The 25,243-nt window shown below is 43.3% G+C and carries 36 protein-coding genes and 1 pseudogene; 10 read left to right on the forward strand and 27 right to left on the reverse strand.

The window, feature by feature from the left end:
* Positions 1 to 24: 24 nt before the first annotated feature.
* From bshB2 to rarD, 4 genes and pseudogenes are all read right to left on the reverse strand, one after another.
* Positions 25 to 690: a bacillithiol biosynthesis deacetylase BshB2 gene (bshB2, locus tag JOJ89_RS11195; protein WP_029566373.1), complete on the reverse strand. Its 666-nt coding sequence runs from the start codon at positions 688 to 690 to the stop codon at positions 25 to 27.
* 16 nt (positions 691 to 706) lie between these two features.
* On the reverse strand, positions 707 to 1,057 hold the full coding sequence (locus JOJ89_RS11200) for a YojF family protein (RefSeq protein WP_029280790.1): 351 nt from the start codon (positions 1,055 to 1,057) through the stop codon (positions 707 to 709).
* Positions 1,058 to 1,069: 12 nt separating this feature from the next.
* Entirely contained in the window at positions 1,070 to 1,342 is a 273-nt protein-coding gene (locus JOJ89_RS11205) for a hypothetical protein (protein WP_029280788.1), read from the reverse strand.
* A 130-nt stretch (positions 1,343 to 1,472) separates the two neighbouring features.
* A pseudogene (gene rarD / locus JOJ89_RS11210) lies at positions 1,473 to 2,360 on the reverse strand (EamA family transporter RarD); the annotation flags it as partial.
* Between the two features lie 136 nt (positions 2,361 to 2,496).
* Between rarD and JOJ89_RS11215 the strand changes: the two are divergent.
* Positions 2,497 to 2,964, forward strand: a complete 468-nt coding sequence (locus JOJ89_RS11215; protein ID WP_029280786.1) for an Hsp20/alpha crystallin family protein — start codon at positions 2,497 to 2,499, stop codon at positions 2,962 to 2,964.
* Positions 2,965 to 3,036: 72 nt separating this feature from the next.
* Here the strand turns inward: JOJ89_RS11215 and JOJ89_RS11220 are convergent, their stop codons facing one another.
* From JOJ89_RS11220 to JOJ89_RS11235, 4 genes are all read right to left on the reverse strand, one after another.
* On the reverse strand, positions 3,037 to 3,276 hold the full coding sequence (locus JOJ89_RS11220; protein ID WP_029280784.1) for a hypothetical protein: 240 nt from the start codon (positions 3,274 to 3,276) through the stop codon (positions 3,037 to 3,039).
* 89 nt (positions 3,277 to 3,365) lie between these two features.
* Positions 3,366 to 3,746 (reverse strand): DUF2188 domain-containing protein, encoded by a 381-nt coding sequence (locus tag JOJ89_RS11225; protein WP_029566375.1) that lies wholly within the window; start codon positions 3,744 to 3,746, stop codon positions 3,366 to 3,368.
* A gap of 120 nt (positions 3,747 to 3,866) precedes the next feature.
* Complete coding sequence (locus JOJ89_RS11230; protein WP_029566376.1) at positions 3,867 to 4,595, reverse strand: SDR family NAD(P)-dependent oxidoreductase; 729 nt, start codon at positions 4,593 to 4,595, stop codon at positions 3,867 to 3,869.
* Positions 4,592 to 4,915 (reverse strand): winged helix-turn-helix transcriptional regulator, encoded by a 324-nt coding sequence (locus tag JOJ89_RS11235; RefSeq protein WP_029280780.1) that lies wholly within the window; start codon positions 4,913 to 4,915, stop codon positions 4,592 to 4,594. The genes JOJ89_RS11230 and JOJ89_RS11235 overlap by 4 nt, the downstream gene beginning before the upstream one ends.
* A 147-nt stretch (positions 4,916 to 5,062) precedes the next feature.
* Here JOJ89_RS11235 and JOJ89_RS11240 point away from each other — a divergent pair, with 147 nt between their 5' ends.
* From JOJ89_RS11240 to JOJ89_RS11250, 3 genes are all read left to right on the forward strand, one after another.
* Positions 5,063 to 5,686 (forward strand): nitroreductase family protein, encoded by a 624-nt coding sequence (locus JOJ89_RS11240; protein WP_029280778.1) that lies wholly within the window; start codon positions 5,063 to 5,065, stop codon positions 5,684 to 5,686.
* A 102-nt stretch (positions 5,687 to 5,788) separates the two neighbouring features.
* Complete coding sequence (locus JOJ89_RS11245; protein ID WP_029280777.1) at positions 5,789 to 7,075, forward strand: GntP family permease; 1,287 nt, start codon at positions 5,789 to 5,791, stop codon at positions 7,073 to 7,075.
* Positions 7,076 to 7,096: 21 nt separating this feature from the next.
* The gene (locus tag JOJ89_RS11250; RefSeq protein ID WP_029280775.1) at positions 7,097 to 7,873 is read left to right on the forward strand and encodes a 3-hydroxybutyrate dehydrogenase; all 777 of its coding nucleotides are present in this window, start codon (positions 7,097 to 7,099) and stop codon (positions 7,871 to 7,873) included.
* A 40-nt stretch (positions 7,874 to 7,913) separates the two neighbouring features.
* Here the strand turns inward: JOJ89_RS11250 and JOJ89_RS11255 are convergent, their stop codons facing one another.
* The 3 genes from JOJ89_RS11255 to JOJ89_RS11265 all read right to left on the reverse strand — a co-directional run bounded on the left by JOJ89_RS11255 (position 7,914) and on the right by JOJ89_RS11265 (position 11,133).
* Positions 7,914 to 8,519, reverse strand: coding sequence for an alpha/beta hydrolase (locus JOJ89_RS11255; protein WP_029280773.1), 606 nt, complete (start codon positions 8,517 to 8,519; stop codon positions 7,914 to 7,916).
* A gap of 61 nt (positions 8,520 to 8,580) precedes the next feature.
* Positions 8,581 to 9,192, reverse strand: a complete 612-nt coding sequence (wrbA, locus tag JOJ89_RS11260; RefSeq protein ID WP_029280772.1) for an NAD(P)H:quinone oxidoreductase — start codon at positions 9,190 to 9,192, stop codon at positions 8,581 to 8,583.
* A gap of 537 nt (positions 9,193 to 9,729) precedes the next feature.
* The gene (locus tag JOJ89_RS11265; RefSeq protein WP_203287403.1) at positions 9,730 to 11,133 is read right to left on the reverse strand and encodes a S41 family peptidase; all 1,404 of its coding nucleotides are present in this window, start codon (positions 11,131 to 11,133) and stop codon (positions 9,730 to 9,732) included.
* A gap of 178 nt (positions 11,134 to 11,311) precedes the next feature.
* On the opposite strand from JOJ89_RS11265, the gene JOJ89_RS11270 reads away from it, so the two are divergent.
* Positions 11,312 to 12,010 (forward strand): class I SAM-dependent methyltransferase, encoded by a 699-nt coding sequence (locus JOJ89_RS11270; RefSeq protein ID WP_203287405.1) that lies wholly within the window; start codon positions 11,312 to 11,314, stop codon positions 12,008 to 12,010.
* Positions 12,011 to 12,089: 79 nt separating this feature from the next.
* Positions 12,090 to 12,356, forward strand: coding sequence for a hypothetical protein (locus JOJ89_RS11275; RefSeq protein WP_029280767.1), 267 nt, complete (start codon positions 12,090 to 12,092; stop codon positions 12,354 to 12,356).
* A gap of 28 nt (positions 12,357 to 12,384) precedes the next feature.
* Here JOJ89_RS11275 and JOJ89_RS11280 read toward each other — a convergent pair whose 3' ends face one another.
* The 3 genes from JOJ89_RS11280 to deoD all read right to left on the reverse strand — a co-directional run bounded on the left by JOJ89_RS11280 (position 12,385) and on the right by deoD (position 14,591).
* Complete coding sequence (locus JOJ89_RS11280; protein ID WP_203287407.1) at positions 12,385 to 12,915, reverse strand: mismatch-specific DNA-glycosylase; 531 nt, start codon at positions 12,913 to 12,915, stop codon at positions 12,385 to 12,387.
* On the reverse strand, positions 12,915 to 13,730 hold the full coding sequence (locus JOJ89_RS11285) for a M15 family metallopeptidase (protein ID WP_029280766.1): 816 nt from the start codon (positions 13,728 to 13,730) through the stop codon (positions 12,915 to 12,917). The genes JOJ89_RS11280 and JOJ89_RS11285 overlap by 1 nt, the downstream gene beginning before the upstream one ends.
* A gap of 156 nt (positions 13,731 to 13,886) precedes the next feature.
* Positions 13,887 to 14,591 carry a purine-nucleoside phosphorylase gene (deoD, locus tag JOJ89_RS11290; protein WP_029280764.1) on the reverse strand — a complete coding sequence of 235 codons (705 nt, stop codon included), beginning with the start codon at positions 14,589 to 14,591 and terminating at the stop codon, positions 13,887 to 13,889.
* Between the two features lie 180 nt (positions 14,592 to 14,771).
* On the opposite strand from deoD, the gene JOJ89_RS11295 reads away from it, so the two are divergent.
* The gene (locus tag JOJ89_RS11295) at positions 14,772 to 14,915 is read left to right on the forward strand and encodes a hypothetical protein (RefSeq protein ID WP_168713764.1); all 144 of its coding nucleotides are present in this window, start codon (positions 14,772 to 14,774) and stop codon (positions 14,913 to 14,915) included.
* A 33-nt stretch (positions 14,916 to 14,948) separates the two neighbouring features.
* Here JOJ89_RS11295 and JOJ89_RS11300 read toward each other — a convergent pair whose 3' ends face one another.
* From JOJ89_RS11300 to JOJ89_RS11345, 10 genes are all read right to left on the reverse strand, one after another.
* Complete coding sequence (locus JOJ89_RS11300; RefSeq protein ID WP_203287409.1) at positions 14,949 to 15,257, reverse strand: hypothetical protein; 309 nt, start codon at positions 15,255 to 15,257, stop codon at positions 14,949 to 14,951.
* A gap of 52 nt (positions 15,258 to 15,309) precedes the next feature.
* Positions 15,310 to 15,933, reverse strand: a complete 624-nt coding sequence (locus JOJ89_RS11305) for a phosphatase PAP2 family protein (protein WP_203287411.1) — start codon at positions 15,931 to 15,933, stop codon at positions 15,310 to 15,312.
* A 24-nt stretch (positions 15,934 to 15,957) separates the two neighbouring features.
* A complete protein-coding gene (locus JOJ89_RS11310; protein WP_161781200.1) occupies positions 15,958 to 16,104 on the reverse strand; it encodes a hypothetical protein in 147 nt (48 codons plus the stop codon).
* Positions 16,105 to 16,447: 343 nt separating this feature from the next.
* Positions 16,448 to 17,317, reverse strand: coding sequence for a sulfite exporter TauE/SafE family protein (locus JOJ89_RS11315; protein ID WP_051865313.1), 870 nt, complete (start codon positions 17,315 to 17,317; stop codon positions 16,448 to 16,450).
* Positions 17,318 to 17,406: 89 nt separating this feature from the next.
* Positions 17,407 to 18,441, reverse strand: a complete 1,035-nt coding sequence (locus JOJ89_RS11320; protein ID WP_029565873.1) for a class I SAM-dependent methyltransferase — start codon at positions 18,439 to 18,441, stop codon at positions 17,407 to 17,409.
* Between the two features lie 780 nt (positions 18,442 to 19,221).
* Positions 19,222 to 19,443: a hypothetical protein gene (locus JOJ89_RS11325; RefSeq protein WP_029280757.1), complete on the reverse strand. Its 222-nt coding sequence runs from the start codon at positions 19,441 to 19,443 to the stop codon at positions 19,222 to 19,224.
* 37 nt (positions 19,444 to 19,480) lie between these two features.
* Complete coding sequence (locus JOJ89_RS11330) at positions 19,481 to 19,771, reverse strand: hypothetical protein (RefSeq protein WP_029280755.1); 291 nt, start codon at positions 19,769 to 19,771, stop codon at positions 19,481 to 19,483.
* Positions 19,772 to 19,948: 177 nt separating this feature from the next.
* On the reverse strand, positions 19,949 to 20,719 hold the full coding sequence (locus JOJ89_RS11335) for a sporulation protein (protein WP_029565874.1): 771 nt from the start codon (positions 20,717 to 20,719) through the stop codon (positions 19,949 to 19,951).
* Positions 20,706 to 21,521 (reverse strand): serine/threonine protein kinase, encoded by an 816-nt coding sequence (locus JOJ89_RS11340; RefSeq protein ID WP_029280751.1) that lies wholly within the window; start codon positions 21,519 to 21,521, stop codon positions 20,706 to 20,708. The genes JOJ89_RS11335 and JOJ89_RS11340 overlap by 14 nt, the downstream gene beginning before the upstream one ends.
* The gene (locus JOJ89_RS11345) at positions 21,521 to 21,685 is read right to left on the reverse strand and encodes a hypothetical protein (protein ID WP_087946320.1); all 165 of its coding nucleotides are present in this window, start codon (positions 21,683 to 21,685) and stop codon (positions 21,521 to 21,523) included. Before JOJ89_RS11345 ends, JOJ89_RS11340 begins: the two co-directional genes overlap by 1 nt.
* 111 nt (positions 21,686 to 21,796) lie before the next feature.
* On the opposite strand from JOJ89_RS11345, the gene JOJ89_RS11350 reads away from it, so the two are divergent.
* A complete protein-coding gene (locus JOJ89_RS11350; protein WP_203287412.1) occupies positions 21,797 to 22,891 on the forward strand; it encodes a DUF2515 family protein in 1,095 nt (364 codons plus the stop codon).
* Between the two features lie 24 nt (positions 22,892 to 22,915).
* Here JOJ89_RS11350 and JOJ89_RS11355 read toward each other — a convergent pair whose 3' ends face one another.
* Positions 22,916 to 23,092: a YozD family protein gene (locus JOJ89_RS11355; RefSeq protein ID WP_081414131.1), complete on the reverse strand. Its 177-nt coding sequence runs from the start codon at positions 23,090 to 23,092 to the stop codon at positions 22,916 to 22,918.
* A 139-nt stretch (positions 23,093 to 23,231) separates the two neighbouring features.
* On the opposite strand from JOJ89_RS11355, the gene JOJ89_RS11360 reads away from it, so the two are divergent.
* Positions 23,232 to 23,402: a hypothetical protein gene (locus JOJ89_RS11360; RefSeq protein WP_203287413.1), complete on the forward strand. Its 171-nt coding sequence runs from the start codon at positions 23,232 to 23,234 to the stop codon at positions 23,400 to 23,402.
* Here the strand turns inward: JOJ89_RS11360 and JOJ89_RS11365 are convergent.
* Positions 23,399 to 24,073: a hypothetical protein gene (locus JOJ89_RS11365; RefSeq protein ID WP_029280748.1), complete on the reverse strand. Its 675-nt coding sequence runs from the start codon at positions 24,071 to 24,073 to the stop codon at positions 23,399 to 23,401. The two genes, JOJ89_RS11360 and JOJ89_RS11365, sit on opposite strands and share 4 nt — an antisense overlap.
* Before the next feature lie 162 nt (positions 24,074 to 24,235).
* Here JOJ89_RS11365 and JOJ89_RS11370 point away from each other — a divergent pair, with 162 nt between their 5' ends.
* A complete protein-coding gene (locus tag JOJ89_RS11370; RefSeq protein ID WP_029280747.1) occupies positions 24,236 to 24,358 on the forward strand; it encodes a DUF4023 family protein in 123 nt (40 codons plus the stop codon).
* 158 nt (positions 24,359 to 24,516) lie between these two features.
* On the opposite strand, the gene JOJ89_RS11375 is transcribed toward JOJ89_RS11370, so the two are convergent.
* Positions 24,517 to 25,230 (reverse strand): YwaF family protein, encoded by a 714-nt coding sequence (locus tag JOJ89_RS11375; protein ID WP_203287414.1) that lies wholly within the window; start codon positions 25,228 to 25,230, stop codon positions 24,517 to 24,519.
* Between the last annotated feature and the right edge of the window lie 13 nt (positions 25,231 to 25,243).

Here is a 25,243-nt window from a genome sequence, read left to right on the forward strand (position 1 = left end):
GGGACAGAGTCCGGCACTCATTTTTCAGTCGTTCCATTTATATGTCCAGAAGATTTCCTTCTCAATCCATTGTGAGACTTCGGGATCTTTGTTTTTGAATTTCTCTTCCATTTGCTTCAGCATGCCTTCTGTCTGGCTGCGGTGAGCACGTAGCGCGTTCAGCTTCATGTCAGCAACACCTGTAATATCGATCGTCACATCATGCTCGCCAAGTACCTCCGTACGGTTGCGTGTTATGGCGATGCAGTACGTTTCAGGTCTTTCTTCAATCGGCTTTCTCTTCAGGGCATGAATGACTGCTTCCCCAGTTGCATCATGATCCGGATGGACGCCGTGACCCGGATAAAATGTCACAACAAGCGTCGGTTTGACTTCATCGATGATTTCTTCAATGATATCTGCAAATGTGTCAATGTCTTCAAATTCAAGCGTCTTATCGCGAAGACCGAGCATTCTCAAATCCTGCACATTGAGCGCTTCACATGCATCCTTCAATTCTTTTTTGCGGATTTCTGGAAGCACTTCTCTGTTGGCAAACAGCGGGCTTCCCATGTTCCGTCCCATTTGTCCGAGTGTTGCACAAGCGTAGGTAACCGGAATTCCTTCTTTTCGTTTTAAAGACATTAATCCCCCCACTCCGAATGATTCGTCATCGGGATGAGGCAGGACAACTAATACATGTTCTCTCATCATTTCTTCTCTCCTTCTACTCAGCAAACGGTGTTTCGCTGATCTGAAGCGCGATGGCAAGCTTTCCGTCGCGGTCATGCCCAGCCATCAGCAGCTGATTGTTTTCATTGTATACCCAGTCTGTCAGGCCTTCTGCATAAATCCAGCCATGATCCATTTTAAGTCCTACCCTGTATGGGCCCTGTCCTGTAATTTTTGCCTGATTAAACGAGACTTTTGCATTTCGGATAAAAGCAACGACCGTCATGTTGTTTTCATTCATATGGGCAGAATATGCGCCAGTTGTTGTTTCAAGATGCACATATACTTCTTTGTTTACTAAAACATCCAGGTATTTCTGAATATCTTCTTTGGAAATTGGGACCATGTGATTGCTCCTTTATGTAAGTACTATCCGTTCTTCTGCTACTTTTATATGCAGGTCCATCAGGGCGGCTTTCTCCTGATCACTGAGTCCGGATGCTGAAATGCGCTTCATAGCGGAAAAGAATTTCTGCTCCGGCTTTTTGCGGAGCCTTGGATGGGTGTGTTCATCCCTGAGGTCTCTTTCAATGGCGTCACAAAGAGTCTTCATTTCGTCGGATGAAGCCTCCAGACTGCGGTTTGACCAAAGGTTTCTGTATGCATCAAGCAAGCTTCTATCAAAACTCATCTTCCTCAACCCTTCCTGCAAGTCTTATTGTATACCTAAAATTCATTTCAATGAAAGAAAAAAGCCTCGCACAGGGGCAGGCTTTCCTACAATTCCATTGTTTTCTTTTTTTCCATTTCCATGCGCTTCCCTTCACGTGTGAGAAAGAGAATAGAACAAGCGCAGACCAAATTAGTGAGAATGTAATCATTTCCGTTCCTGAGAACGATTCATTGTAAACAAGAACTCCGAGAAGCAGTGTAATTGTCGGGGCGATATACTGCAGAATACCGACCATAAATAAAGGAATGTGCTGTGCTCCTTTTGCAAACAGCAAAAGCGGAACAGCCGTGACGATGCCCGCTCCGATTAAAAAGGCATTTGTTGCAGGGGACCAGTCAAAAAAGGCTGACTGGCCTTTTGCCGCAATCGAGAAAATATAGATCAGAGCTGCCGGCATAACCATCAATGTTTCAAGTGTAAGCCCTATTGACGCGTCAAGCTTGGTTACTTTTTTCGTGAGGCCGTAAAAACCAAAACTTAAAGCAAGCACGATAGCAACAAATGGAAACTTCCCGTACTGAATTGTCATAAACAGCACTCCTGCGGCTGCAAGGCCAAATGAAGCATATTGCCACTTATTAAGGCGCTCTTTCAGGAAAATCATTCCGAGCAGAACACTGATTAAGGGATTAATATAATAACCGAGACTTGTTTCAAGAATATGGTTGTGGTTCACAGCCCAAATGTAGAGATACCAGTTTATGCTGATCAGCACAGATGAAAGAACAAGAGATAAAAGCAGCAGCGGTTTTTTCAGCATGCGTTTGATCACTTCCGCGAGCTGTCCCCACTGTTTTTTCATCTGGATCAGGAACATCATGAACAAGAATGACCAGAAAACACGGTGTGCCAGAATTTCCTCAGATCCAACATGCTCAATCAGCTTCCAGTAAATAGGGAGAATCCCCCATAAAAAATAGGCGAGTGCCGTATGCATCAAGCCTGTCTGATAGGTATCATATTGTTTTTGTTTCATTTTTACAGCACCTTCCTTTACAAGCAACATGCCCATTATAATCCTGAAACAAGGATTGCGACAAGAAAAAAATCTTAACCGTTGCCCTGAATCATTCATATAGTGAACTATACCTGCAAAAAAGGGCGTGACATGCATGTTTCCCTGGAATAAAAAATTCCCTTTCAATCAGACAGACGCACAGATGCCGGATGCCTTTAAAAACATGAACCCTAAAAATGTGGAGGATTATATACAAAACATTATGGGCAACGTTTTTGGCGAAGGATTCCAGACTCAATTTCCCTATCAGGGAAATGTAGCGCCGTCAAAAACACAGCAGACTGTCTCCCGGAAGCCTGAACTGTTTGAAACGAACGATCACATTTTTGTGAAAATCAGTGCAACGGAAGAACAGGCTTCAAACCTCAGAATACAGCACAACAGCAATCAGCTCTTCATTATGAACTACCCGGAGAACGGCGGGCAGGAAAAAATCATCCTGCCGTCACTTGTCAGGAGAAAAGGCACAAGGGCTTCTTACAAAAATGGTGTTCTGGAGATCCGAATGCAGAAAAATGAAGATCTTCAAATGTCAGAAATTGATGTTGTGTCAGAAAACTAAAACCCCGGCAATAATAATGGACCAGAGAATATACGCTCTCTGGTCCATTATTTATCTGCAGAATCGATTTCGTCAGTATGGTCCTCCCGGGTATGGTCCTCCCGGATAGCCCGGATAGCCGCCCGGTCCTGGGTATCCTCCATAAAATGGAGGCGGTGGCGGCGGATAATAATAAGGTCTTGGATAGTTAAACAAGGCACTGCCAAGAAATCCTCCAAGCAACCCTCCTACAAGCGGCGCTCCAAATCCAAAAAAGAATGGTCCTCTGTTGCCTCCGCCTCGGTAGCCTCTGGCTGGATAGTACGGGTACATGCATTCCCCTCCTCTTTATTGCTTACCTTATAAGGGTATTCACCTAAAAGGTTTTGGAGTGGGCACATGTCTTAAAAAACCGAAAATAATCACTTGCTGTTTACGGTGTTTTCAACAGAGCCGTCCTTCAGATGCACAACTAATGAACAGTCGTTGTTTCTTACAAGCTCCCTTCCTTTTTCAACAGCTTCCTGTTTGGTATCAAATCTGTAGCTCGCCCTCTTGCTTCCCTCTTTTTTAACCATCCATCCTTGTTCGTCAGAAACAACATGATATTCTTCTTTTGAATGGCTGTCATCCGGACTGCTGCCGTCTGCCCATTTTTCAGCCTGAGACACGGCAATCGGTATGGCACGGCCTTCATCATATCCGTCATCTACAAGTGCATTTCCAATTTCAATTGCTTTGTCTCGCGTTTTTGCGGGCAGGTTTTTCATTGATTGGGGATAATCCTCTTTAGTCCATGGCATTTCCTTCATTCCTTTCCGATTTTTTCTTATCTATTACCCGCCCTGCACGAATGCAAACAGAGTTGTCCAGTTTCACTCTTCATAAAAGAACATAAAAAAAAGACTGTTTAACACAGTCCCTTAATGCTCATAGATCATTTTTCTGGTCATGCCCCCGTCTACCACCAGGTTTGTTCCTGTGACGAAGTCATTTTCGGGGTCTGTCAGATAAAAGCAGGCTTTCGCAATATCCGCAGGCTTTCCTACCCTCTTAGACAGGTGCTGCTCGTGGTCGACAGATCTCAGCTGATCGTATTCCTTTGTCTCAATCCATCCGGGCGAGATGCAGTTTACTTTGATCCGGTCATCGCCAAGCGAGGCTGCCAGCGCATGAGTAATGGCCACGATCCCGCCTTTTGTCGCTGCATATGCCTCGGAATTAGGCTCAGACATTTGCGCCCTTGTCGACGCTATGTTCACAATAAAACCGCCAGCTTTATTTTTCTTCATCACTCTGGCAGCTTCCTGAGAAGCAAGAAAAACGCTTCTTAGGTTTGTATTCAGCACATCATCCCAGTCTTCAATGGTTAATTCGTAGAAAGGCTTAAAACGGGACACACCTGCATTGTTGATAAGGATATCGATTTTGCCGGTTTTACTGGCAGCCGACTGGATCAGCTTCTGAATATCTTCCATTCTTCTGACATCTGTCTGAACGAAGTGAATGTTTTCAGAGCGGCCAGCAATGGTATTGCCTTTTTCCGCATCGACATCAGCAAGGAAAACTGCATCTCCTTTTTCTGCATATTGTCTGACGAGCTCTTCGCCAATTCCATTAGCTCCGCCGGTAATGATAACAGTGCGGCTCATTTCATTTCCTCCCCAAGACAAAATTTATCCGCCCATTCTTTTACCTCATTCATAACCTTTTCGAGAGAATAGCCCATTTCTGTGAGCTGATACGTCACTTTTACAGGAGTATCAGGGATGACAACCCTCTCGACAATGCCAGCGGATTCCAGTTCTTTCAGCCGTTCAACAAGCATCTTTTGACTAATACTAGGAATGGTATCTGTCAGATCTTTAAAACGTTTAGGTCCGTCAAGAAGCACGTGCACGATTAAGCCTGTCCACCGCTTGCCTAAAAACCCGAAAGCCTTTTCCATTTTAGGGCACAAGTTAGATTCCATCGCGAATCTCCTTTACAGCTTATTTCTTGACATCTATTCATCATCATATTATGATTTTTAACATCAACACTTACTAAAAGTTAGTTTGTAACTTTTTGTATATTATACCTTATTTAAAATACTTATTCAACTTTGGAGGTTTTTCACATGACAGCAGCAACAACTGAAAGCATCTTATCTATTATGTCTGAACGCAGTTCCGTGCGCAAATATGATCCGTCCGTCAAAATCAGCAAGGAAGAATTAAAAGAAATTCTGGAACTGACGGGAAAAGCTCCATCTGCATGGAATCTGCAGCACTGGAAGTTCATGGTTTTTCACAGCGATGAATCGAAAGAAAGACTTCTCCCTATTGCATACAATCAAAGCCAGATTACCGAATCGTCTGCTGTAGTTGCCATTCTCGGCGATCTTGAAGCAAATAAAAACACAGATAAAGTATATAATCCTCTTGTATCAGCAGGTTTCATGAAAGAAGAGATCAAAGATACATTGGCGGGCCAGATTCACGGAGCTTATCAAAATCCAGTATTCGCACGTGACGCCGCATTCAGCAACGCATCTCTTGCCGCTATGCAGCTCATGCTTACAGCTAAAGCAAAAGGTTATGACACATGTGCGATTGGAGGCTTTAACGCATCTCAGCTTTCAGAAACATTTAAAATTGAGAATCGTTACATCCCTGTTATGCTGATTACAATCGGCAAAGCAGCAAAGCCAGCTCACCAAAGCTCGCGCATCAGCATTGATGAACTGAGCACATTTTTATAAGAAAAAGACCGGCGGTTATAAAAACTTGCCGGTTTTTCGTTTTTTTCAGCTTCTTTTGGGGAAAGTAAGGTCAGATAAATCTACTTAAGGAGCTAATGCAGCATGATAAACATCATCATCGGATTGGTTTTGCTGATGGCACTTGCCTATCTTGGCTGGTCCATCATCTGGATTGCGCCGCTTATTGCCTTAATCGTAGCCGGCCTTGAAGGGGTTGACCTGCTTCCCGCCTATACAGAGACATATATGAAAGGGTTTGTCGATTTCACCTTCAAATGGTTTCCGATTTTCCTGCTTGGTGCAATATTTGGAAAACTGATGGAAGAAACCGGCATGGCGCAGTCTGTTGCCTTTAAAATTACACAGTTTATCGGAAAAAAACGAGCTGTTTTAGGCGTTCTTGTCGGAGCAGCTGTTCTGACATACGGCGGTGTCAGTCTGTTTGTCGTCGTTTTTGCCATCTATCCCCTGGCAATCGCTCTGTTCCGGTCTGCAGATGTATCAAGAAATCTGATTCCCGCAACGATTGTGCTGGGTGCTTTTACCTTCACGATGACCGCGCTGCCTGGAACACCGCAGATTCAGAATATCATTCCAACCGATTACTTTGGCACAACTCCGACAGCAGGTCCGATTATGGGGATTGTTTCCGGTCTCATCATGGCTGCAGGGGGCTATTTCTATTTAGCCTGGCGAGGCAAAAAGCTTCAAAACAAAGGGGAGAAATTTACAGAGCCCAAGGGCGGTGATGAAGTAAAGGACATTGATCCGTCCCAGCTTCCAAACGCCTATCTTTCCATTATCCCCCTTATAGTCGTTGTAGTGGTTCTGAATGTTTTCAAATTGGACATTCTGCTTGCACTTGTTATTGGGATCTTATCCATCATGCTTCTTTCCATTACTAAATTTAAAATGTTTATCAAATCAATTAACGGCGGAGCGGCAGGTTCTGTCATGGCCATCGTCAACACAAGCGCCGCAGTTGGTTTCGGAGCGGTAGTGACAGCTGTACCGAGCTTTGAACAGCTTACTGATCTGATTCTTGGTGTTAAAGGGAACCCGCTCATTTCAGAGGCGATTGCCGTTCAGCTTTTGGCCAGCATAACCGGTTCAGCCTCCGGAGGAATGGGAATTGCCCTTGAAGCACTTGGAAGTCAGTATATGGAGCTTGCCAAAAGCACAGGAATTTCGCCTGAAGCTTTTCACAGGGTTGCAGCAGTTGCCTCCGGCGCCTCAATCCTTCCGCATAATGGAGCCCTGCTTACGCTCCTTGCGGTTACAGGACTTAAGCACAAACAAACCTACCTGGATGTTGCCGTAGTAGGACTGATCATTCCGATCATCGCTGTCATTGCAGCGATTGCACTTGCATCCATGGGATTATATTAAAGAATAAAGGAGCGGTTGAATATGTTAAAAGATAAAGTTGTATTTATAACAGGAGCGGCACAGGGAATCGGCTACGAGGTTGGCGAGCGGTTTGCTGAAAACGGAGCAAAAGTTGTTTTGACAGATGTAAATGAAGAAGGTGTAAAAAAAGCCGCTGAACAGCTCGCTCAAAAAGGTTATGAAACACTTGGCCTGAAATGTGATGTCACTAGCGAAGAGGAAATCAAAAAGGCCATCGATGACACTGTTGCCCATTTTGGCGCCTTTCACATTCTCATCAACAATGCAGGACTTCAATATGTATCGCCAATTGAAGAATTTCCTACAGAAAAATTCGAGCTTTTAATCAAGATCATGCTGACGGCGCCGTTTCTTGCGACCAAGCATGTTTTTCCGCATATGAAAAAACAAAAATACGGACGCATCATCAACATGGCATCCATTAACGGAGTTATCGGATTTGCCGGAAAAGCTGCCTACAACTCAGCCAAACACGGAGTTATCGGGCTGACAAAGGTTTCAGCGCTGGAAGGAGCTGCTGAGGGCATAACAGTGAATGCTCTTTGCCCGGGCTATGTAGATACTCCGCTCGTTCGCAACCAGCTTCAGGATCTTGCAAAAACGCGAAATGTGGAACTTGAAAAGGTGCTCGAAGAAGTCATCTACCCTCTCGTTCCTCAAAAACGTCTGCTTTCAGTTGACGAAATCGCTGATTATGCCGTCTTCCTGGCAAGCGAAAAAGCGAAAGGCGTGACCGGACAGGCCGTGCTTCTTGATGGCGGATACACGGCTCAATAATAAAGAAATTGCCTGGATTCGAAATGAATCCAGGCATTTTTTAGTTCAAGTTTTCTCTGTACCATGCAGCCGCTGCTTCCACCTCAGAAGATGTCAGCTGATGGCCGTGGTTTTCCCAGTGCACCAATACATTTCCCCCTGCACCCTTCAGCAAATCAGAGAGCTCCTCTGTTTCTTCCGGACGGCAGATCGGATCGTTCATGCCTGCACCTATGAAAATCGGCAAGTCATTCAGCTCTGGTACTGTTACACCTCTCCTTGGCACCATCGGATGATGAAGGATCGCTGCTTTTAATGGCCGTTCAAAGTGAAATAACAGGCTCCCTGCAATATTTGCCCCATTTGAATAGCCAATTGCCGTTACCTCTGAACGGTCAAATGAATATGTTTCTGCTGCTTCAGATAAAAAGGCATTCAGTTCATTCGTTCTGAAAATCAAATCTTCTTCATCAAAAACGCCTTCAGCGAGTCGTTTAAAGAACCTCGGCATCCCGTTTTCAAGGACATTTCCCCTTACACTGAGAATATTTGCTTCAGGATCAATATGTTTGGCAAGCGGTATAAGATCATTTTCATCTCCGCCAGTGCCGTGAAGCAGCAGCAGAGTTTTATTACGGTTCTTTCCTTTTTCAAAAAGATGTTTCATGATGTGTCCCCTTCCATGATGACAGGGTCTGGCTGCACGCAAAACCCCTTATTTTTGAAATTTATTGCATTCCTTTTTTAATAGAATCAGCTACCATCACTGTCCGTTTAGCCTGATACTTAACGGCTGGTTCAACATTCTCTTTTAAATTTCCGTCCTGATCTGCTGTAACGGAAGTGCCGTACGGATTTCCGCCAGCCTCAAACAGCACCTGGTCTGTGTATCCCGGAGCAGCAACAATTGCACCCCAGTGGTACATCGTTGTATAAAGGCTTAAAATGGTTGCTTCCTGTCCGCCATGAGGATTACTGGCCGATGCCATCGCACTTACTACCTTATTAGCAAGCTTACCCTGGAACCATAGACCTCCCGTTGTATCAAGAAACTGCTTCATTTGAGCAGGTACATTTCCAAACCGGGTCGGAACGCTGAAGATGATGGCATCTGCCCATTCAAGATCGTCAAGCGTAACTTCAGGTACATGCTGTGTGGCTTCGAGATGCGCTTTCCATGCTTCATTCGATTCAATCGCAGATTGCGGAGCCAGTTCAGGAACTTTTAACACTTTTACTTCTGCTCCCGCTTCCTTTGCTCCCTCTTCAGCCCATGAAGCAAGCTTGTAATTTGTACCTGTTGAACTGTAGTAGATGACGGCTAATTTAACATTTGACATTCCGGTCTCTCCTCATTTCGGTTCATTTTTTATCTTTAAGTAATATATCTCGAAGTCGAATTAATTATATGATGACCCTATAGAAAAGTCAACAATTAACAGTTTCTATAGGTAATATACCCATGTAACGAGGGAGAAAACATGTTTATTACAGTTTGGGAGGGTTAAGGTAGTGCGCTATAGTTTAGAACACTTTCTGTGATTGGGATTCTTGACTTCCATTAACTCCGGTTTAGAACACTTTCTGCGGTCGGGATTCCCTACTTAATGCTGCTTACTCCGGTTTAAGACACTTTCTGCGGTCGGGATCCCCTACTTAGTGTTGCTTACCCCGGTTTAGAACACTTTCTGCGGTCGGGATGCTCGATTTAATGTAGCTAATTCCGGTTTAGAACACTTTCTTCATGCCAAATACCTGACAAAGTGCTGCTAACTCTCCATAGAACACTTCCTCCTGTTTTACCGAGAACCCCCGCTTAATCAGCAAAATCCATTGCATAAAAAAAACCGAACTAATAAATAGTCCGGTTCGTTTTTTTACTTCATTTGCTCATTCAGCACTTCAAGCGCTTTAGACATCTGAGTGTCATTTTCTTTTAGTTTTGCTTGCAGGAGTTCCAGCATTTTAATAGTGGTTTCTCCTTTGATTGTTCCTGTTTGGCTAAGATTGTTTTCAGACTGGAACCTGGTAACGGCTTTTTTGGTCGTTTCTTCAAAGAATCCTTCTGTTTTAATGTCCTCATAGCCCAGTGCCTGCAGCATCTGCTGTGCTGCTTTTACTTCTGCTGATGAGTCTCCCTGTTTCAGTTCTTTTTCAGGGTTTAAATACGGGAGATTGGCATACGCAGGAAGGGAAGCTTTATGCTGGGGCTCAATTCCCTTTTTATGAATCCATGATCCATCAGGCGTCAGCCATTTGGCAATTGTATATTTAATGGAAGACCCGTCTTCAAAGCTTTTGGCTGTCTGAATTGTTCCTTTACCGAACGTTTTTTCACCGACGATCGGGATGCCTGCAGACTGATGAAGGGCTCCGGCCATAATTTCAGCAGCACTTGCGGTTCCGTTATCGACGACAACGACAACAGGTACGTTCACTGCTGAATCGTTTTGTGATTTTTGAACTTCTTTTGTTCCGTCCTTATTTTCAATCTGCATAATCGTTTTGCCTTTTGGAACGAAAATATCGCTCATGGCAATGGCCTGATCAAGCAGGCCGCCCGGATTCTGGCGCAGATCGAGAACGAGGCCCTTGACATTCTGATCATTTAATTCGTTTAATGCATCTGCGAGCTCTTTGCCGGTAGTTTCAGAAAACTTGGTAATTTGAATTTTTCCGATTCCATCTTCTACTTCAGTGTAAACTGTTTCGAGCGGAATGGTATCTCTGGTCAAATTAAAATCAAGCTGTCCGACTCCATCGCGTTCAATGACAAGCTGAACCTTTGAGCCTTTTTCGCCGCGGATCAGCATGACAGCTTCATTGACTGTCATTCCTTCCACACTTTTGTCATCCACTTTAAGAATTTTATCTTTTGGCTTAAGTCCCGCTTTTTCAGCAGGCGAACCTTTGATTGGCGAAACAATCATGATTTTGCCGTCAGATTCCTGAACTTCCGCCCCGATTCCTTCAAAAGAGGATGAAATGTTTTCATTGAAGCCTTTTGCTTCTTCCTGGTCCATATAGGCTGAGTATGGATCACCAAGTGACTGAAGCATTCCTTTAATGGCTCCGTCTACAAGCTTTTCTTCATTGGTATTCTGATAAAATTCGCCCTGAAGCGTGTCGTATGTAGAATAGAGCTTTTCAAACGGATCATCGCCGGTTCTTTCAGCACCGCTCACTCCTGTGCCTTTTTGAACTACGGCAAACGTAATTCCTGCACTGATGACAGCCGTCAGCACAATGGCAAACAAAAATTTCAATTTGTTGTTGGACAAAGTAACACCACCCTCGTTATGTAATCATTATGAGTAACGGAGAGAAAAACGTCAACTAAAATCACCGTCAAACAGATTCCTTAAAACAGTATGTGCTATATATGAAAATCCATTCTTTAAGCCTGCTTCCTCACACCAAAAGCAGAGCCTTCATACCTTAATCAGAAAGGAGTGGTTCATGATGCCGACTTATTTGGATCTGCTGGCACAGCTCGGCGTTGGCGGCGCCCATCCAGGGGGCTTTATGCTGACAAAAGAAATCATTGAAGCAGAAAAAATCCCAGAAACGGCAGCTGTTCTTGATGCAGGATGCGGCACCGGGCAGACCATGCAGTTTTTAAAGTCCATGATTACGGACGTGAAAGGAATTGACCCTGATCCTGTCATGCTTCAAAAAGCAGCGAAAAGGTTAAAAGATTCTTCCTGTCTCATCAAAGGATCGCTTGAGAAGCTGCCTTTTGAGAGCCGCGCATTTGATTACGTTTTTTGTGAGTCGGTTTTAAGCTTTACTGATGCAGAAACTTCCATAGAAGAAGCATACAGAGTTTTAAAAGACGAAGGCATTCTCCTTGCAATAGAAATTGTAAAATCGGAAAATGCTGAGAAATTGATGGCAGAGGAAATTGAAACGTTTTATGGGTTTAAGTCCATGCTGAATGAAGTTCAATGGATGAATCATTTTAAAAGCGCAGGATTTACTGATATCTCTGTTCATTCTCAACAGGACTTTCTAATAGAAGAAGATGAACCAACGACAGAATTTGATATGTCTGAGGATATTCCCTCCCTCTATTTTGACATGCTTGCAAAACATGAAAGTCTCAGGGAAATCTTTCACCGCGCCGTCCAATTTCGCATTTTCAGGTGCGTAAAATAAGGGCACCGGGGTATTCGTACAAACCCTTTATGCTGTTTTTTCATAGTTTATGGTGAAGCAGGTGAAGGGAGGAAAAAAAATGTCGCAAAATTATTATAATCTATGCTGCCAATACAACGGGCAGGTAGTGCGCATCAGCGACCGTTTCGGCAGACAGCACGTTGGAAGAATAACAAATGTCACTAGACAGCGTGTATTTATCCAGCCGCTTGGCGGAGGCGGACGAGGACGCGGAGGCTTCGGCATGGGCTATTATGGCGGATACGGACCAGGATACGGGTACCCATACGGCATCGGCCTGGCATTTGTAACAGGTGTTGTCCTTGGCGGATTGCTGTTCTGGTAATCAAATAGGGAATTAAAAAAGCAGTCCATCACCTTTCAGAGATGGACTGCTTTTTCTTCATAATCAATGGGATTTCTTTGTATATATCAACAATTTCGCTGATTTTCATCCTGACAAGTCCGCTGGAAGAAGGAGCCGCAAATTCAAGAACACCACCGGCAACCGAATCGGGCTGGAGTCCCCATGCGGCTTTTTTCTTGCCGCTGTATGCGAGGTAAACTCCCTTTCCAACAAAACAGGCAAGCTTGGGCTGATAGGTTTGAAGTTTATTGAGCAGCTGCACTCTGCCAGCTTTGTATTCGCCTGGAGTAATTTCAGCAGCCGTTTTAGTCGGCCTGTCAACAATGTTTGTGAAACCGATTCCCTGCTCAAGAAGATCCCTGTCTTCAAAAGGGGAAAACTGTCTTTCTGTAATACCAGCCTCATAAAGAATCCGGTAGAAACGGTTGTTTTTGCCCGCATAGTGATGCATGACCTGTGCGGAATACAGGCTGGGATTGTAGCCAATGAACAATAAATCCAGTCCGTGTCTGATTCGGTCGAGCTCGGGCCTGCTCATCAGATTTTCTTCACTTTTTTAAAATATTCTTCAAGAGTCAGCTGATTTTCATATATTTCTGTCGCTTCTTTTACTCCTACATAACGCAGGTGCCAAGGTTCATAAGAGAACTTTGTAATCTCTTCTTTGCCTTTTTGATACCGGATAATAAATCCGAATTTATGCGCGTTCGCCTGTACCCATTTTCCTTCGGGAGTATCTCCGAATTTTTCCGTAATATCCATATCAGCGCTTTTGCTCGTAACATCCATCGCAAGTCCTGTTTGATGTTCGCTTTGCCCCGGAAGCGCAACCGTCTCAAGTGCTGTTGTGTCTCCTTTTCGTTCCTTTTCTACATTTAGAATGCCGGTCTGGCGCTCATAAGACCTGTAACCGGAGACTGCAAATAATTCTATCCCCTCTGCAGCAGCCTGTGCGAACAATCGTTCAAGGGCTGCTGCTGCTTCTTTTCGAATATAGCGCTGAGGCACCTCTGCATCTCCAAAAGAAAATGGAACATTCGGGGAGACCAGATCAGCAGGCTCGTAGTCAGCCGGCAAGGAGAACTCTTTATTCACGAGTACCATGCGATTCTCGGGATTGGCGATCGTTTGCTTTCCATTTACCTCTTTAATCTGATTAAAAAACGGCTCTTCAAGTGTCAGAATTTCTTCTTTACCTTCTTTTTCGGGATCTATTTTCTCTTGATGCTCCTGTGTCTTTGCCTGTCCTTCTTTAAAAGGGTTCAGGCTTTTGGAAAAATCCAAGCCGGAACATGCTGAAAGCATCAGCGTCAGCGGCAAAACAGCAGCCATCGTTTTTTTCGTTCCATTCATTTGATTCACCTTACCTGCATTTTGACATTTCATAGCTTTTATTCTATCACTATTGCCTAAAATGAGGAAAACTATATCTGTCATTTGTGACAGATTTTGTCGAAAAATGAGAAAAACGCACGAAAAAGTTTCGCGCGTTTCTAAAAAACATTTAGTTTACTTTTTGATTGCTGCTTCAAGCGCAATTTCCATCATTTCATTGAAGGTTGTCTGACGCTCTTCAGAAGTCGTTTCTTCCCCAGTAAGAATGTGATCGCTTACTGTAAGGACAGAAAGTGCCTGGCGGCCAAATTTAGCAGCGAGTGTGTAAAGGGCAGCGGATTCCATTTCGATGGCAAGTACGCCGTATTTCGCCCATTTTTCCAGCTCTGAATTGTCGTTGTAGAACATATCAGCGGTGAACACGTTGCCGACTTTCAATTTTAAGCCCTTCTCGTTTCCTGCTTCATAAGCAAAGCGCAGCAGGTCAAAGTCAGCAGTCGGAGCATAATCAACTCCGCCAAATGTCAATCTGTTCATTTGCGAATCTGTTGATGCGCTCATCGCAAGAATGACGTCACGGACCTTTACATCCTGCTGAATCGCACCGCAAGTTCCAACGCGGATCAGCTTTTGAACGTTATAGCTTTGAATTAATTCGTTTACATAAATCGCGATGGACGGCACGCCCATGCCAGTACCCTGGACGGAAATTCTTTCGCCTTTGTAAGTTCCTGTGTATCCTAACATACCGCGCACTTCATTGTAGCAGACAGCATCTTCTAAAAACGTTTCTGCAATATACTTTGCACGCAGCGGATCTCCTGGCAGCAGAATGGATTCTGCAATTTCATTTGGTTTTGCTCCTATATGAACACTCATTTTCATTCCTCCAGTTTCTATGTAAAAAAGGTGCTTTTTCAATATACCATAATCCTGCTGAAAAAATCTTTTCCCTTTCTACATTTTTCGGGATTCCTTTCAATTCTATACATGATACTTATTTACTGGTGTGAAAACGGCTTATTTCGAGAAAAATAGGTGGGAAAAGGAGGGATACTAATGGGCAAAAAACATCGAAACAGAGTCAATGGACAGAAGAAGAACAATCATATTCCGGCTGAAGCTATTGAGGCTGAGCATAATGCGCACGGAAAAGAAGCTTCCCCCGAAAAACGCAAAAACGGTCCTGGAAACCACATGTAAGGAAAAGAAAAAGGGCAGCCGCTGGTGCTGCCCCTACCTTACTTGCATTCTGCTTATTTTCTTCCAGCCGCCTGAAAACAGCTTATAAAAAGTCTGTCCTCTCTTCCGCTCATCAATCAGCAGAATATCCCCGGTGGCAATAAACCTTGCCTTGTAGTCTTTAGGAACTCTGTCTTTCACATTAAACATGCCAAAGATGAGGTGCATGGCATCAATGTGCCCCGCTGCTTCGAGATTCATCCTGTATACTTCCTGATATCCGATTTTTTGTCCATATTCCTGCGTTTGAAAGATGGTAACCTCATATGTCTGTGGCCTTGCTGCAAAAAGACTTAATCCCATACATGCCACCCCCTTCTTACATATTAGGTGACTGAGCCCTTAATTCCTTCGTCTAAGTTGCACTAGTTTTGTCGATTGCCCTTTTCAACCATTCATAAAGACGGATCAGTATCAAGAGCAGTACGATGCCTGCAGAAAATCCCGCGGCTACATCAATGGCATAATGAACGCCTAAATACACTCTGCTTAACCCAATCAATCCTATAAAACAAACAGCCGCCCAAAACCTTTTCTTTTTGTTACGGCCCGCTGCTGATGTGTTTGCCAGCAATAAGTAGCAAATAAATCCATAAAAAACGGTGGAATTCATTGCATGGCCGCTTGGAAAACTGTAATGGGCAGCGTCAATGACCGCGTGAAAGGATGGTCTTTCCCTTTCGAAAAGATCTTTTAGTCCGGTGTTGAGAAACCGTGCAGAATAAAACGCAATCCATAAAAAGGCTGGAGCTAAAACGTTTTTATTCAGCAATAGAAGAAAGGTTGCAAATAAAAGCACAGGATATTCGGCTTTTATGGAACCGGCATCGCTGACTGCCAGAAAAACAGCTGTTGCCGGTTCTGACCGCCAAGTTTCAGCCTTTTGGACAACGAAATTTTCAGCATGCTGAACACCATCTATCCTGTAAATACATGCAAGTAAAAGAAACAGGAGAAAAAAGGCGGCTATCTTTTTCACGGCTTCTCCCCTCCCAATAACTGCTTAATTCATTTTGTTTCGTTTATGTTCCTTATGTCCTGGAGCAGGCTGGGGTTTATGTGCGACTTCTGTTGAGTATTCTTCTTTATATTGACCCGGAGCTTGTTTTTTTGCTTTTTGCTCAGCGCTGTTCTGATGTTTATGTGCCATGGTTCATTCCTCCTGATAATAAATAGGTGCCTTCTTATTTTTACTGAAAATACGGCAGCCATTCATGTGTTCAGGAGCCATTCTTTCCATAAATATGCTGCCTGTCCCTCAAAAAGACGCGGGTCAGTCCGGTTTTTCCTTTTTCATACAGGAACAAAAGCGTAAGCGCCTTGGTCAGATCCGATAGGCAGATAAGAATCCGGCGGAAAAGTCCGGTTTTGACTTTTTTGACGGATTTGTTCTGACAGAGGATCTAGGCGCTTCCGCTTGCCGATGATAACTTTGTTATGTTATCAACAGCCTTTTATTTTTTATCATTTCGCTTAACAACAAAAAAATCCGTTCACTTTGAACGGATTTCCTTTAGCTGCTTTCCAATTTTGAGACCCATTTTCACATAGAGTCCTCCAATAAAAACGATAAGAACAATGATCCCGAGATATTCCAGGCCTGCAAGCTTCAATCCTGTGCTCAGCGCGGTAATGACATACAAACTGCCAAGCAGCGTCCTGATTTCCGTCTGTTCGAACCTGGATGTCAAATATGCTCCTGCCTGCGCACCTGCAAGTCCTCCAGCAATCAGCATAGCTCCAGCAGAAAGGTCAATCGGTGACTTTGCGAAATACGTGATAAAACCAGCCGTAACAATGAAAAGAACACTCATAAGACTTGTCCCTACTGCTTCCCTCGGTTTAAATCCGGAAAGGGAAATCAAAAGCGGAACAAGGATAAAGCCGCCTCCAACCCCAAGAAGAGTTGAAACAAAACCTCCGGTCGCGCCTGTAAACACAAGAATCAGCAATTTCATGCCCTTTTTTCTGCCTGATGATGTTTTCTTATCCTTCCTGAGAAGCAGACTCCATGAAAAATAGCCAAGAAGAAGAACATAAGCAAGGGGAATCACCGTTTCATCCAAATGATGATCATTTAAAAAGAAAACAAATGGATTGGCAGCCTGTGTAGCTGCTGCTCCGCTGGCGCCAATCAGAGCTGCATCCTTCCACTTGACATTTTTCATTTTCAGATGGGCGAATACACCTGAAACCGATGTTCCGATTGTATACATTAGACTTATCGTGATGGCAGTAATCGGATCCACTGAGAGCAGCAGGAGTACCGGGGTGAGGATAAAGCCTCCTCCAACGCCGAAAAACCCCGATAAAACACCAATCAGTAAACCGAGCACTGCGTATAAGATAAAAATAAGAATCACACCTCTGGTAAAAATAGCCGTCAATTCCTATTTTATCGGTCCTGAGGAGAAAATAAAAGGTGATGCCCCTTAATCAGAATCTTTCAACTTCACCTTGGGCGTGCGATTACACCGTTATGAACTTTAATAAAGCCGTGACGCAGAATATCGAAACCGCTTTCATAAATATATAGGCCCATTTGCTGAATTGTCATTAATTCTCTGTACGTATGATTCATGACATCCGCCATAATCTGATAGTACAGTTTTGATTTTGCCTGTGCCCTTGGCGTTGTCAGAATGGCATAACCGCCGTCCTTTAAAAATTTCCTGTGCCAGTCGATGGCTTCGGGCTTTTGCTCATCGGGGAAATGCTCAATCATTCCAACGCTGATGACAATGTCGAATTCTTTGCCAAAAGAAAGATTGCGGATATCATCGACCAAATAGGTGATGTTAAAATCATTTTTGTAATAGACTTTGTGGCTTCCTGTCTGTGGGTTTTGGCCTAAAAAAGGATAGTGCTCAGGGAATTCTGCAAACCGGCTGTCCCTGCAATACGCATCATAATCAACCATAACCACTTCTGCACCAGGATACATGGCTGCAAGCTGCATAGCCTCATATCCTTCTGCGGCGCCGAGAAACAGTATTTTCGGTTTGCTTACGTCCAGCCCTTCAAACAATGCACGTTTTCCCCGAGGGTCCCAAATACCGTCCTCCATCCTGTGGATGTAATTCCAGAGCCTCAGCTTTAATGAACGGCCCAGTACTTCCCTGACCTCTGCCGGACGAAAAGCAGAAAAATGCATCCTTAATTCCTTGCTGAGCTCCTCCATTTCTCCCGGCACATCTTTTATGAACCACTCGTGAAACGATTTATTGAAATATTCCCAAGAGGTGTGTACCGGCATGGACAACCCGTTCTCTTTTTCCCATTCCTTCCGGTCCTTTGATAAAGTTTTCACTTCATAAGGTTTTCCTGTATCTTTCCAGGAGAGCTGCGACCAGTCACTTACAACATTTGACGTAAAAAACGTATCTTTCTCTTCATCTGTATATGTGCGCAAGTCAATTTTAAAACTTTCTGTCAAAGCTGTTTTACCAAGATCTTCTTCTGTAAACGGCCGATGTGCGGTGATCATTGCAGCACCTCATTTTAGTCAGAATTTTACATTCATTTTAACAACGTTTATCTGTTGAATCAATCAATTTGTCCAATCATCCTTTCTTGAAAAAAGCTGAAATACTTCGAAAAAACGAGTTAGAAAGAGCTGAGATCGGTAAAATGACTATATTTAGGTTTATACAGATAATTCTGAATCTTTAAATTATGTAAAGATTTTGTTAAGATGAATTTACTCAATCAAAGGAAGGCGTGATTCCAATGAAGACGGTCAGCGAAGCATATCAGTAGCAAATCTCGGAAAAGATCAGTCCGTGAAAACTGATTTTGAGATGTGTGGATATGCGGGAAATCAGTGAATCCGACTTTTTAAAGGGGATGATTCCAATGACTGACGTTAGCGAAGCATATTGTAATCATGCTGCCGCAGGAAAATAGCCGGTGAAAACTATTTTCGGAGCATGTGGATATGCGGGGAAGCCAGAGCAAGAAAGCAAGATAATTGGATGAGTTAGAAACAAAAGAAATCTGAATTAAAAGTGTGATGGTAAAACATTTCATAGATTGAGTTTAATGAGCAATGGGAATAAACTGATTCATCGTGCACTATGTTAATTGAAACAAATCAATTGATCGATAGCAGCGAATGGGTTTTAGTAAGAAAGGATCGAACTAAAAAGTGAATATGTTTGGATTGAAATAAGACGCTGTTTATGTCCGGTATACATAGACAGCGTTTTGTTATGTTCTCATTTTTTCAGACAAAAAGACGCTTCATTAGAAACGCCTTTTTGCAATATCAGCCTGCAGCGTCCTCTGAAGAAAGAGACTCCTCCTTCAGAAACTCCAGAAATTGATCTCCTGCATCATGAACGGGTCCATTATTTCCCGTTTCCTGAATCCTTAATTTTGCAGCATCTATGTATGGAAAATAGGAAGCCGGTATTTCCAGATCTTGAATCAGCTGCTCTCTTGTTTTATCGAGGACTGTATACTTTTTTATCCAGACATTCTCGTGCATTTCTATTCATCCCTTCCCTTTTACAGAACTTTTATCTTTATAGCGCCTTCTCATAAAGCAAAGAAGTCAAAAATGGAAACTTTTCAGTGATTTCTTCCCCGTACTCATCTTTTAATGCTTCTGTCAGCATAGACGGCACTGTTTCACGCTTTTGAATATCGAATGAAACGATTTCATTTGCATTAAGACCGAATGTAAGGCCTGTATGAGTATATCCGATAAAGAATCGGTCTGTCTGCAGACATTCTATGACTTCATCTTTTTCTTTTCCAAGGGTAATTAACGACAGTTTGCCTTTATCCGTGCCTATTTCTATTTCGTAAATCATGCTGCATCCTCCTCAGTTCTCTCTTTTCTGACCGGCCTGACTCCCTATACTATTCGAACAGGCATGGTCATTTTCTGACTGTCCTGAAGCCTCAAGCAGAAAAGGATGCTGAGCTGGATGAAAAAATGCTTCTTCCCGGAATAAAAAAAGCAGCATGATGAACTTGCCGCTTCTACATCAGCTGTACCTTTGGATAACATCTTCCAGTGTTCTGCGGATGGCTTGCTGATCCGCATTTGGAATCATCACTTTAACAAGAGACTCATCCATTTCAAGCGCTTCTGACAAAAATCCTCCCAGGCCTCTTGCTCTCCTGTCAATTTCAAGCAATAGCTCTACTCCCTGCGGACTGATGTTCGAAATCACGACCTCCAGTTCATCCAATTTCCCCCTGAACGGACCTGCTGTCGGATAAAATTCAAATTCCTGTATGAACGGCAGTCTTTTTCTCAGATGGTATGGAGCTGCCTCGTTTTCTGCTTTGCGCAAATTGAATCCGAGATCTCTTAATGCGGCAAATACGGTTTGAACAATGGCGGGCGGAAGGACTTCAATCCGGTCTTTATCACTCGGATCAACGGCGCCTTTAATATCCAGCCCTGTTTCAAGCCACACTTTTGATGAGCCGAGGGTAATCGGCGTATCCGAAGGAAGCTGAAACGCAAACGGAATTTCTTTCACTTCGTTTGCCATGATGACGAACGGCTCATTGATTTTGATTTTGGTGATGGTTGCGTTTTGATAATACTTTTTATCATCCGTCTCTTTTAAGTAGCTTGTTTGCAGGGACAGATAGATCTCATCAATCTGCTGTTCAACATTTCCCCCCTGAACGTGAATAATGCCTTTTACTTCATCCATAAGAGCAATCCTGTCAGATGCAAGTCTTGCATCCACTTTTGCAGCCCCAATTCCTACGCTTGATAAAATCTTATTAAAAAACGACATTTTCTTCTCCCCTATCTGCACACTTCAAAACATCAGCTTTCAGGTCTTCTATCCTGTCATAAGGCTGCTGAAGCTTGAGCATCCGTTTAATCGTATCTTTTGAGTGCTGAGTTAACGCAAGTTCCTCTTCCCAGCTTCTGTTCTTTTTCGAAACCGGGACATATTGTGAATACAGCAGAAAAAGAACAAAGTGGCCAAGCGCATAAAAGTCGCTTTGAAAAGAACGTTCTCTGTAGTGTCTTTTTTCACGGGAAAAAGACTTCCCCAATTCTGCCGGGTCCGGCCCCTCACCGATTCTTGCCGCAAGTCCGAAATCAATGATTCTGATGGATTCATGCTTTAAAAGGATATTCGGAATCCTCAAGTCCCTGTGCACGATCCCTTTTGCATGAAGAACCTCTACAGCCTCTATTACTTTCAACAAAATACGGAAAGATTCCTTCTCTCCGAATGATTCTTTTTTCAGGAAGATTAAATCTTCAAACGTATCTCCGCTAATATACTCCATTGCAATGAAATGCTTGCTGTTCCAGATAAAAGAGCCTGAATATGCCGGAAAATACGGACTGCTGAGTTGTTCCAGCAGTTCTTTTTCAAGCCTGAATGACGAGAGGCCGCTATCTGATGCAGCCTTATATGCCCTAAGCTGTTTGAGCACAAGCGGCTCATCTCTTTTTGTTATTGCAAGATACGTTATGCCGTAGCTTCCTTTTCCAAGAACTTTCTGTATGGTATATCGATGATCGATTACATCACCGGCCTTTAGCGGCCGCTCTCCGTACTTTAGGAGAAGGTTCTTCATCAGCTGCTGTAGGATCCTGAAAATCTGCTCGATCTTGATTTGCGTTTGTAATGCTTATAGCCGTATTTTGAAGGATTTCCGTATGGTCTGCCTCTTCTGTCGCTGCTGCTGTATCTGCGGTGAGATTTCTTTCCTAGAAACGATTGAATCAGTTTTTTGAGCATGACAATCCCTCTTTCATTAAAAGTTCCTGCTCTTTTCATACGTGCCGCGAGAACAAAAGTTTCAGGTTTTTCATATGTAAGTAAGAGGCAAGGTTTTAGGAGCTGGCAAAAATGACAATCCTCCCCCTTTTTAAAAAACCAACGGTCGCATCTCTTATGGATCACGCAGAAAAAAAAGCATTTATAGATTCCTTGATTGCTGTTCAGCCGGGTCCATCTATTGTGTACGGTGAAGAATCAAAGATGATCCGGAACATCCAGGCTGTTACTGCATCTTGCAACCTGAATAATCTAACGCGGACAAAAGCTTATCTTTCCTTCTATTTAAAACATCCCGAGGTGCATTGGGCTTTTTTGGCCCACATGGTTTCCCGAAACGGCGGCTACAGCATGACTGATTTGAAAAACAGTCTGGTGAGCCACTTTCTATCCGAAAAAAATGAACGAAACTCTCTGTTTCATTTTCTTGAAACTGCAAATGCCCTGATTTTCCACGATGCTTATCCTCAGCTTCTGCTTTATGAGGAGAGCAAAAAAAGAGGAAAGCCTTTCTTCCGGCTGCTTCCCGCCCTACATGTTTCGAGATTTATGGAGCCAGTCTGGGCGCAGTTTTATGAAAGAAAGCAATCTAATTTGCTTACCCTTGCGCTGATAACGAATGAACAGCAGTATGTCGAGCAGCAGCTTATATCAAAATCATCAGACATTTTAAAGTCCATTCCTTATCTGCTTCAAGAGAGGTGCGGTTTTACAAACGTTATTTTCCCCTTTAAAAAAAGAGGGTACGATAAGTATTTTTCACTGGCAGGAATTGAAATTGGACAGTTCAACGATCCGAAAGCAAGGATCAGCATTGGTAAATCTCTTTACAGCACCTTGTTTCATCCTGCGGTTTTCCCGTCAGCTCTTTTATTTGCAAAAACATTTCCTCATTCAGGCTCACGGGAGGATTACTGGCCGAACCTGTTTTCAGCGGATCCCCATCAAAAAATATACAGTCCGAAGCTGACAGATGTGTGGAATGATGTATCCCATAAATATTATCCGTGGCCTGACTGGCTGAAAGATCCGGACATGGCAGCTGACTTTGACAGCTTTGATAAGAAGCAAGCGTACAGGGACATGACAAAAAACGTAAAAATGGATCTTTTGAAAATGGGGTCGATGAAACTTCTGACAAAGCCCTTCTTAAAACGCGGCATGTAAAAAAACGGCGAGTCATCTCGCCGTTTAATCAACATCTTCCAGGTCTTCGTCGATAATGCACTTTTCAAGCAAATAATCAAATGCAATATCCGCGATCGTATCAAGCTCCGATTCCGAGGGAACATATCCCCGCTTTGTCAGCTCATTGTAAAAGAATTCAGCCATTTCTTCGGTATCAATGATTACTTCAATTTCTTTCACAACATCGCCCCCTTAGTAATTGTTTATATGTCCAACTTGTGTAATCTATGTCTTGCAAAATAAACATTTTTCTTTTCATATCCTTTTTGCGGCCTGCATACGATGTGATAAATAGATCAACAAAAAAGGAGATGCTGAAATGAAAAATGGACAAGCTGCTGCAAAACAGGAAACGAATAAATTGCTTGCTTTTTTGGACGGAGAGGGATTTGAATGCGTTCACAAACAGATGATTGCATGCCTTCAAACACTCATGGTGTATGGATGTTTTCCGTTTTTCATTTACGTTCTTATATCTTTTTTTAACTAAGCGTTCGTATATTTTCTTAAACTGTCGATGATAAAATCCATCATTTCCTTATATTCCTGATCTCCAAACAGTTCATACATAAATAAATAGTCATTATAGATATCTAAAAGTTCATCCACGATATCACGTTTGCTGCGCTTGACTTTCTTCGCGGGGAGCTCTTGCTTTGGCAGCTTTTCTTTTGACAGAAGCTGCTCAATTCCATTTGTTTCCTGCGAAACAATATGCATCAGGCTCAGCTGCTGGACAAATGTGCCTGCCTGCTTTTTCCCCATGACGAAAACAAGCTCTTCTTCGGATGCTTCCAGCCATTCCCCGTCATTGATTCTCATCAGTTCATAAATGATATCTTCCCAGCCGTCTTCTGTGTATCTCCAGATTTCAGTCCGGAATCCAACCACCTTGAAAAGCTCTTCTTCATAGCCCTTCACCTGAACAATATCCCCGATATGGTATTGAAACTCAATTTCAATCTTCTCTGAATCAATCACCTTTCCGGTGTATTCAGAGTATAGCTGTATCGCGTTTTCAAAGTACAAAATCTCGCTGTGGTTCACTTCGTAAAGATAATGCTGATCGATCTGATGAACGTTCGTCACTGTCCCGACCGTGCTGTACATAACAATCACGACAATATCCCCGACTTTGTACTTTGGTATTTTTTTGTTCACGATAGATCCTCCTTTGCCGCGATTCATAAAAGTTAAAATAGTATATGCCGGAGCGCAAAATAAGTAATAGGCATAACAGCAAAGGATTCCGAGTTGGACTCATGAATGTTCATCAAGAAGGAAATAGTAAGAACCTAAAAAACAATTCAAGGAGGACTCACCGTGGAAAACACATCAAACTTCGTGAACAGCCTGCAGCAAAAACAGCAAAAAGACGAATACAACCGCGAGCACCAAGGCAGCAGCAACCCTGGGAAAAAGAAGCCTAATAAGACGAATAAATAAGAAAAGCGGAGCCGACTGTTCAGGCCTGGCAGTCAGATAAGAAATCCGCCGAAAAGTCCGGTTTTGACTTTTTGGCGGATTTTGTTCTGACAGAAGGGCTGGGAGGCGGAGCTGGACAATAAGAAAAGCGGAGCCTTTAAGCTCCGCTTTTCCTATGATCAATGATGCAGTCTTCCTTTCTTGTACACCCAAAACAGCAGCAGAAAACTGACAATCATGATGAGCTCCGCCCAGATTAAATACCACGGCCATTTGCCAAGTACGTTAAGCAAGGACACACCCTCAGGCTTTTTCATTAGGAACATATAATTTGACCACAGCCACTTGTTCACAGCAAAAATGATGACGGCATAAAGGTTAACAATCAGAACACTTTTCCAGACGGTCCGGAAGGTTACACGATAAGAGAACGCCATCAGCATGACCACCACCGCTAAAATAACGGTCCCATGTGAGATAAAAAAGACGATGTACTGAAAATGCGGAAAATGATACGTGCTGAGGTCTGGGGTCAAAAGCGCCTGCACAGAGCTTGCGATGCCTGCGAAATACAAAAACTGAAAGAGTTTTTCCGACCCGTTTAGGAGCATGATGAAAGCGAGTATGACGGACAGATCGCTTAAATGCAGTGGCAGTGCAGATGCTGCAGACCACGCATGTTCGGTCAGCAGCCACATTTGATGAGTGATCAGCGCAAGAAACAGCACAGCTGCAAGAGCCAGCCTGATGGGATGCTGATACGGCATCCAGCTCTTTTTTAACAGCATCATTCCAACAATGATTACAGCTATGATTACAATCGTCCATATGTGCTCTACAGAAAACAGGCTGAATTTTTCTCCCTCCGGATGAACCTGCAGGTATTTTCCCATGCCACTCGCCTCC

This window comes from Metabacillus sp. cB07 (assembly GCF_016839225.1).
GTDB classification, from domain to species: Bacteria; Bacillota; Bacilli; order Bacillales; family Bacillaceae; genus Bacillus_P; species Bacillus_P indicus.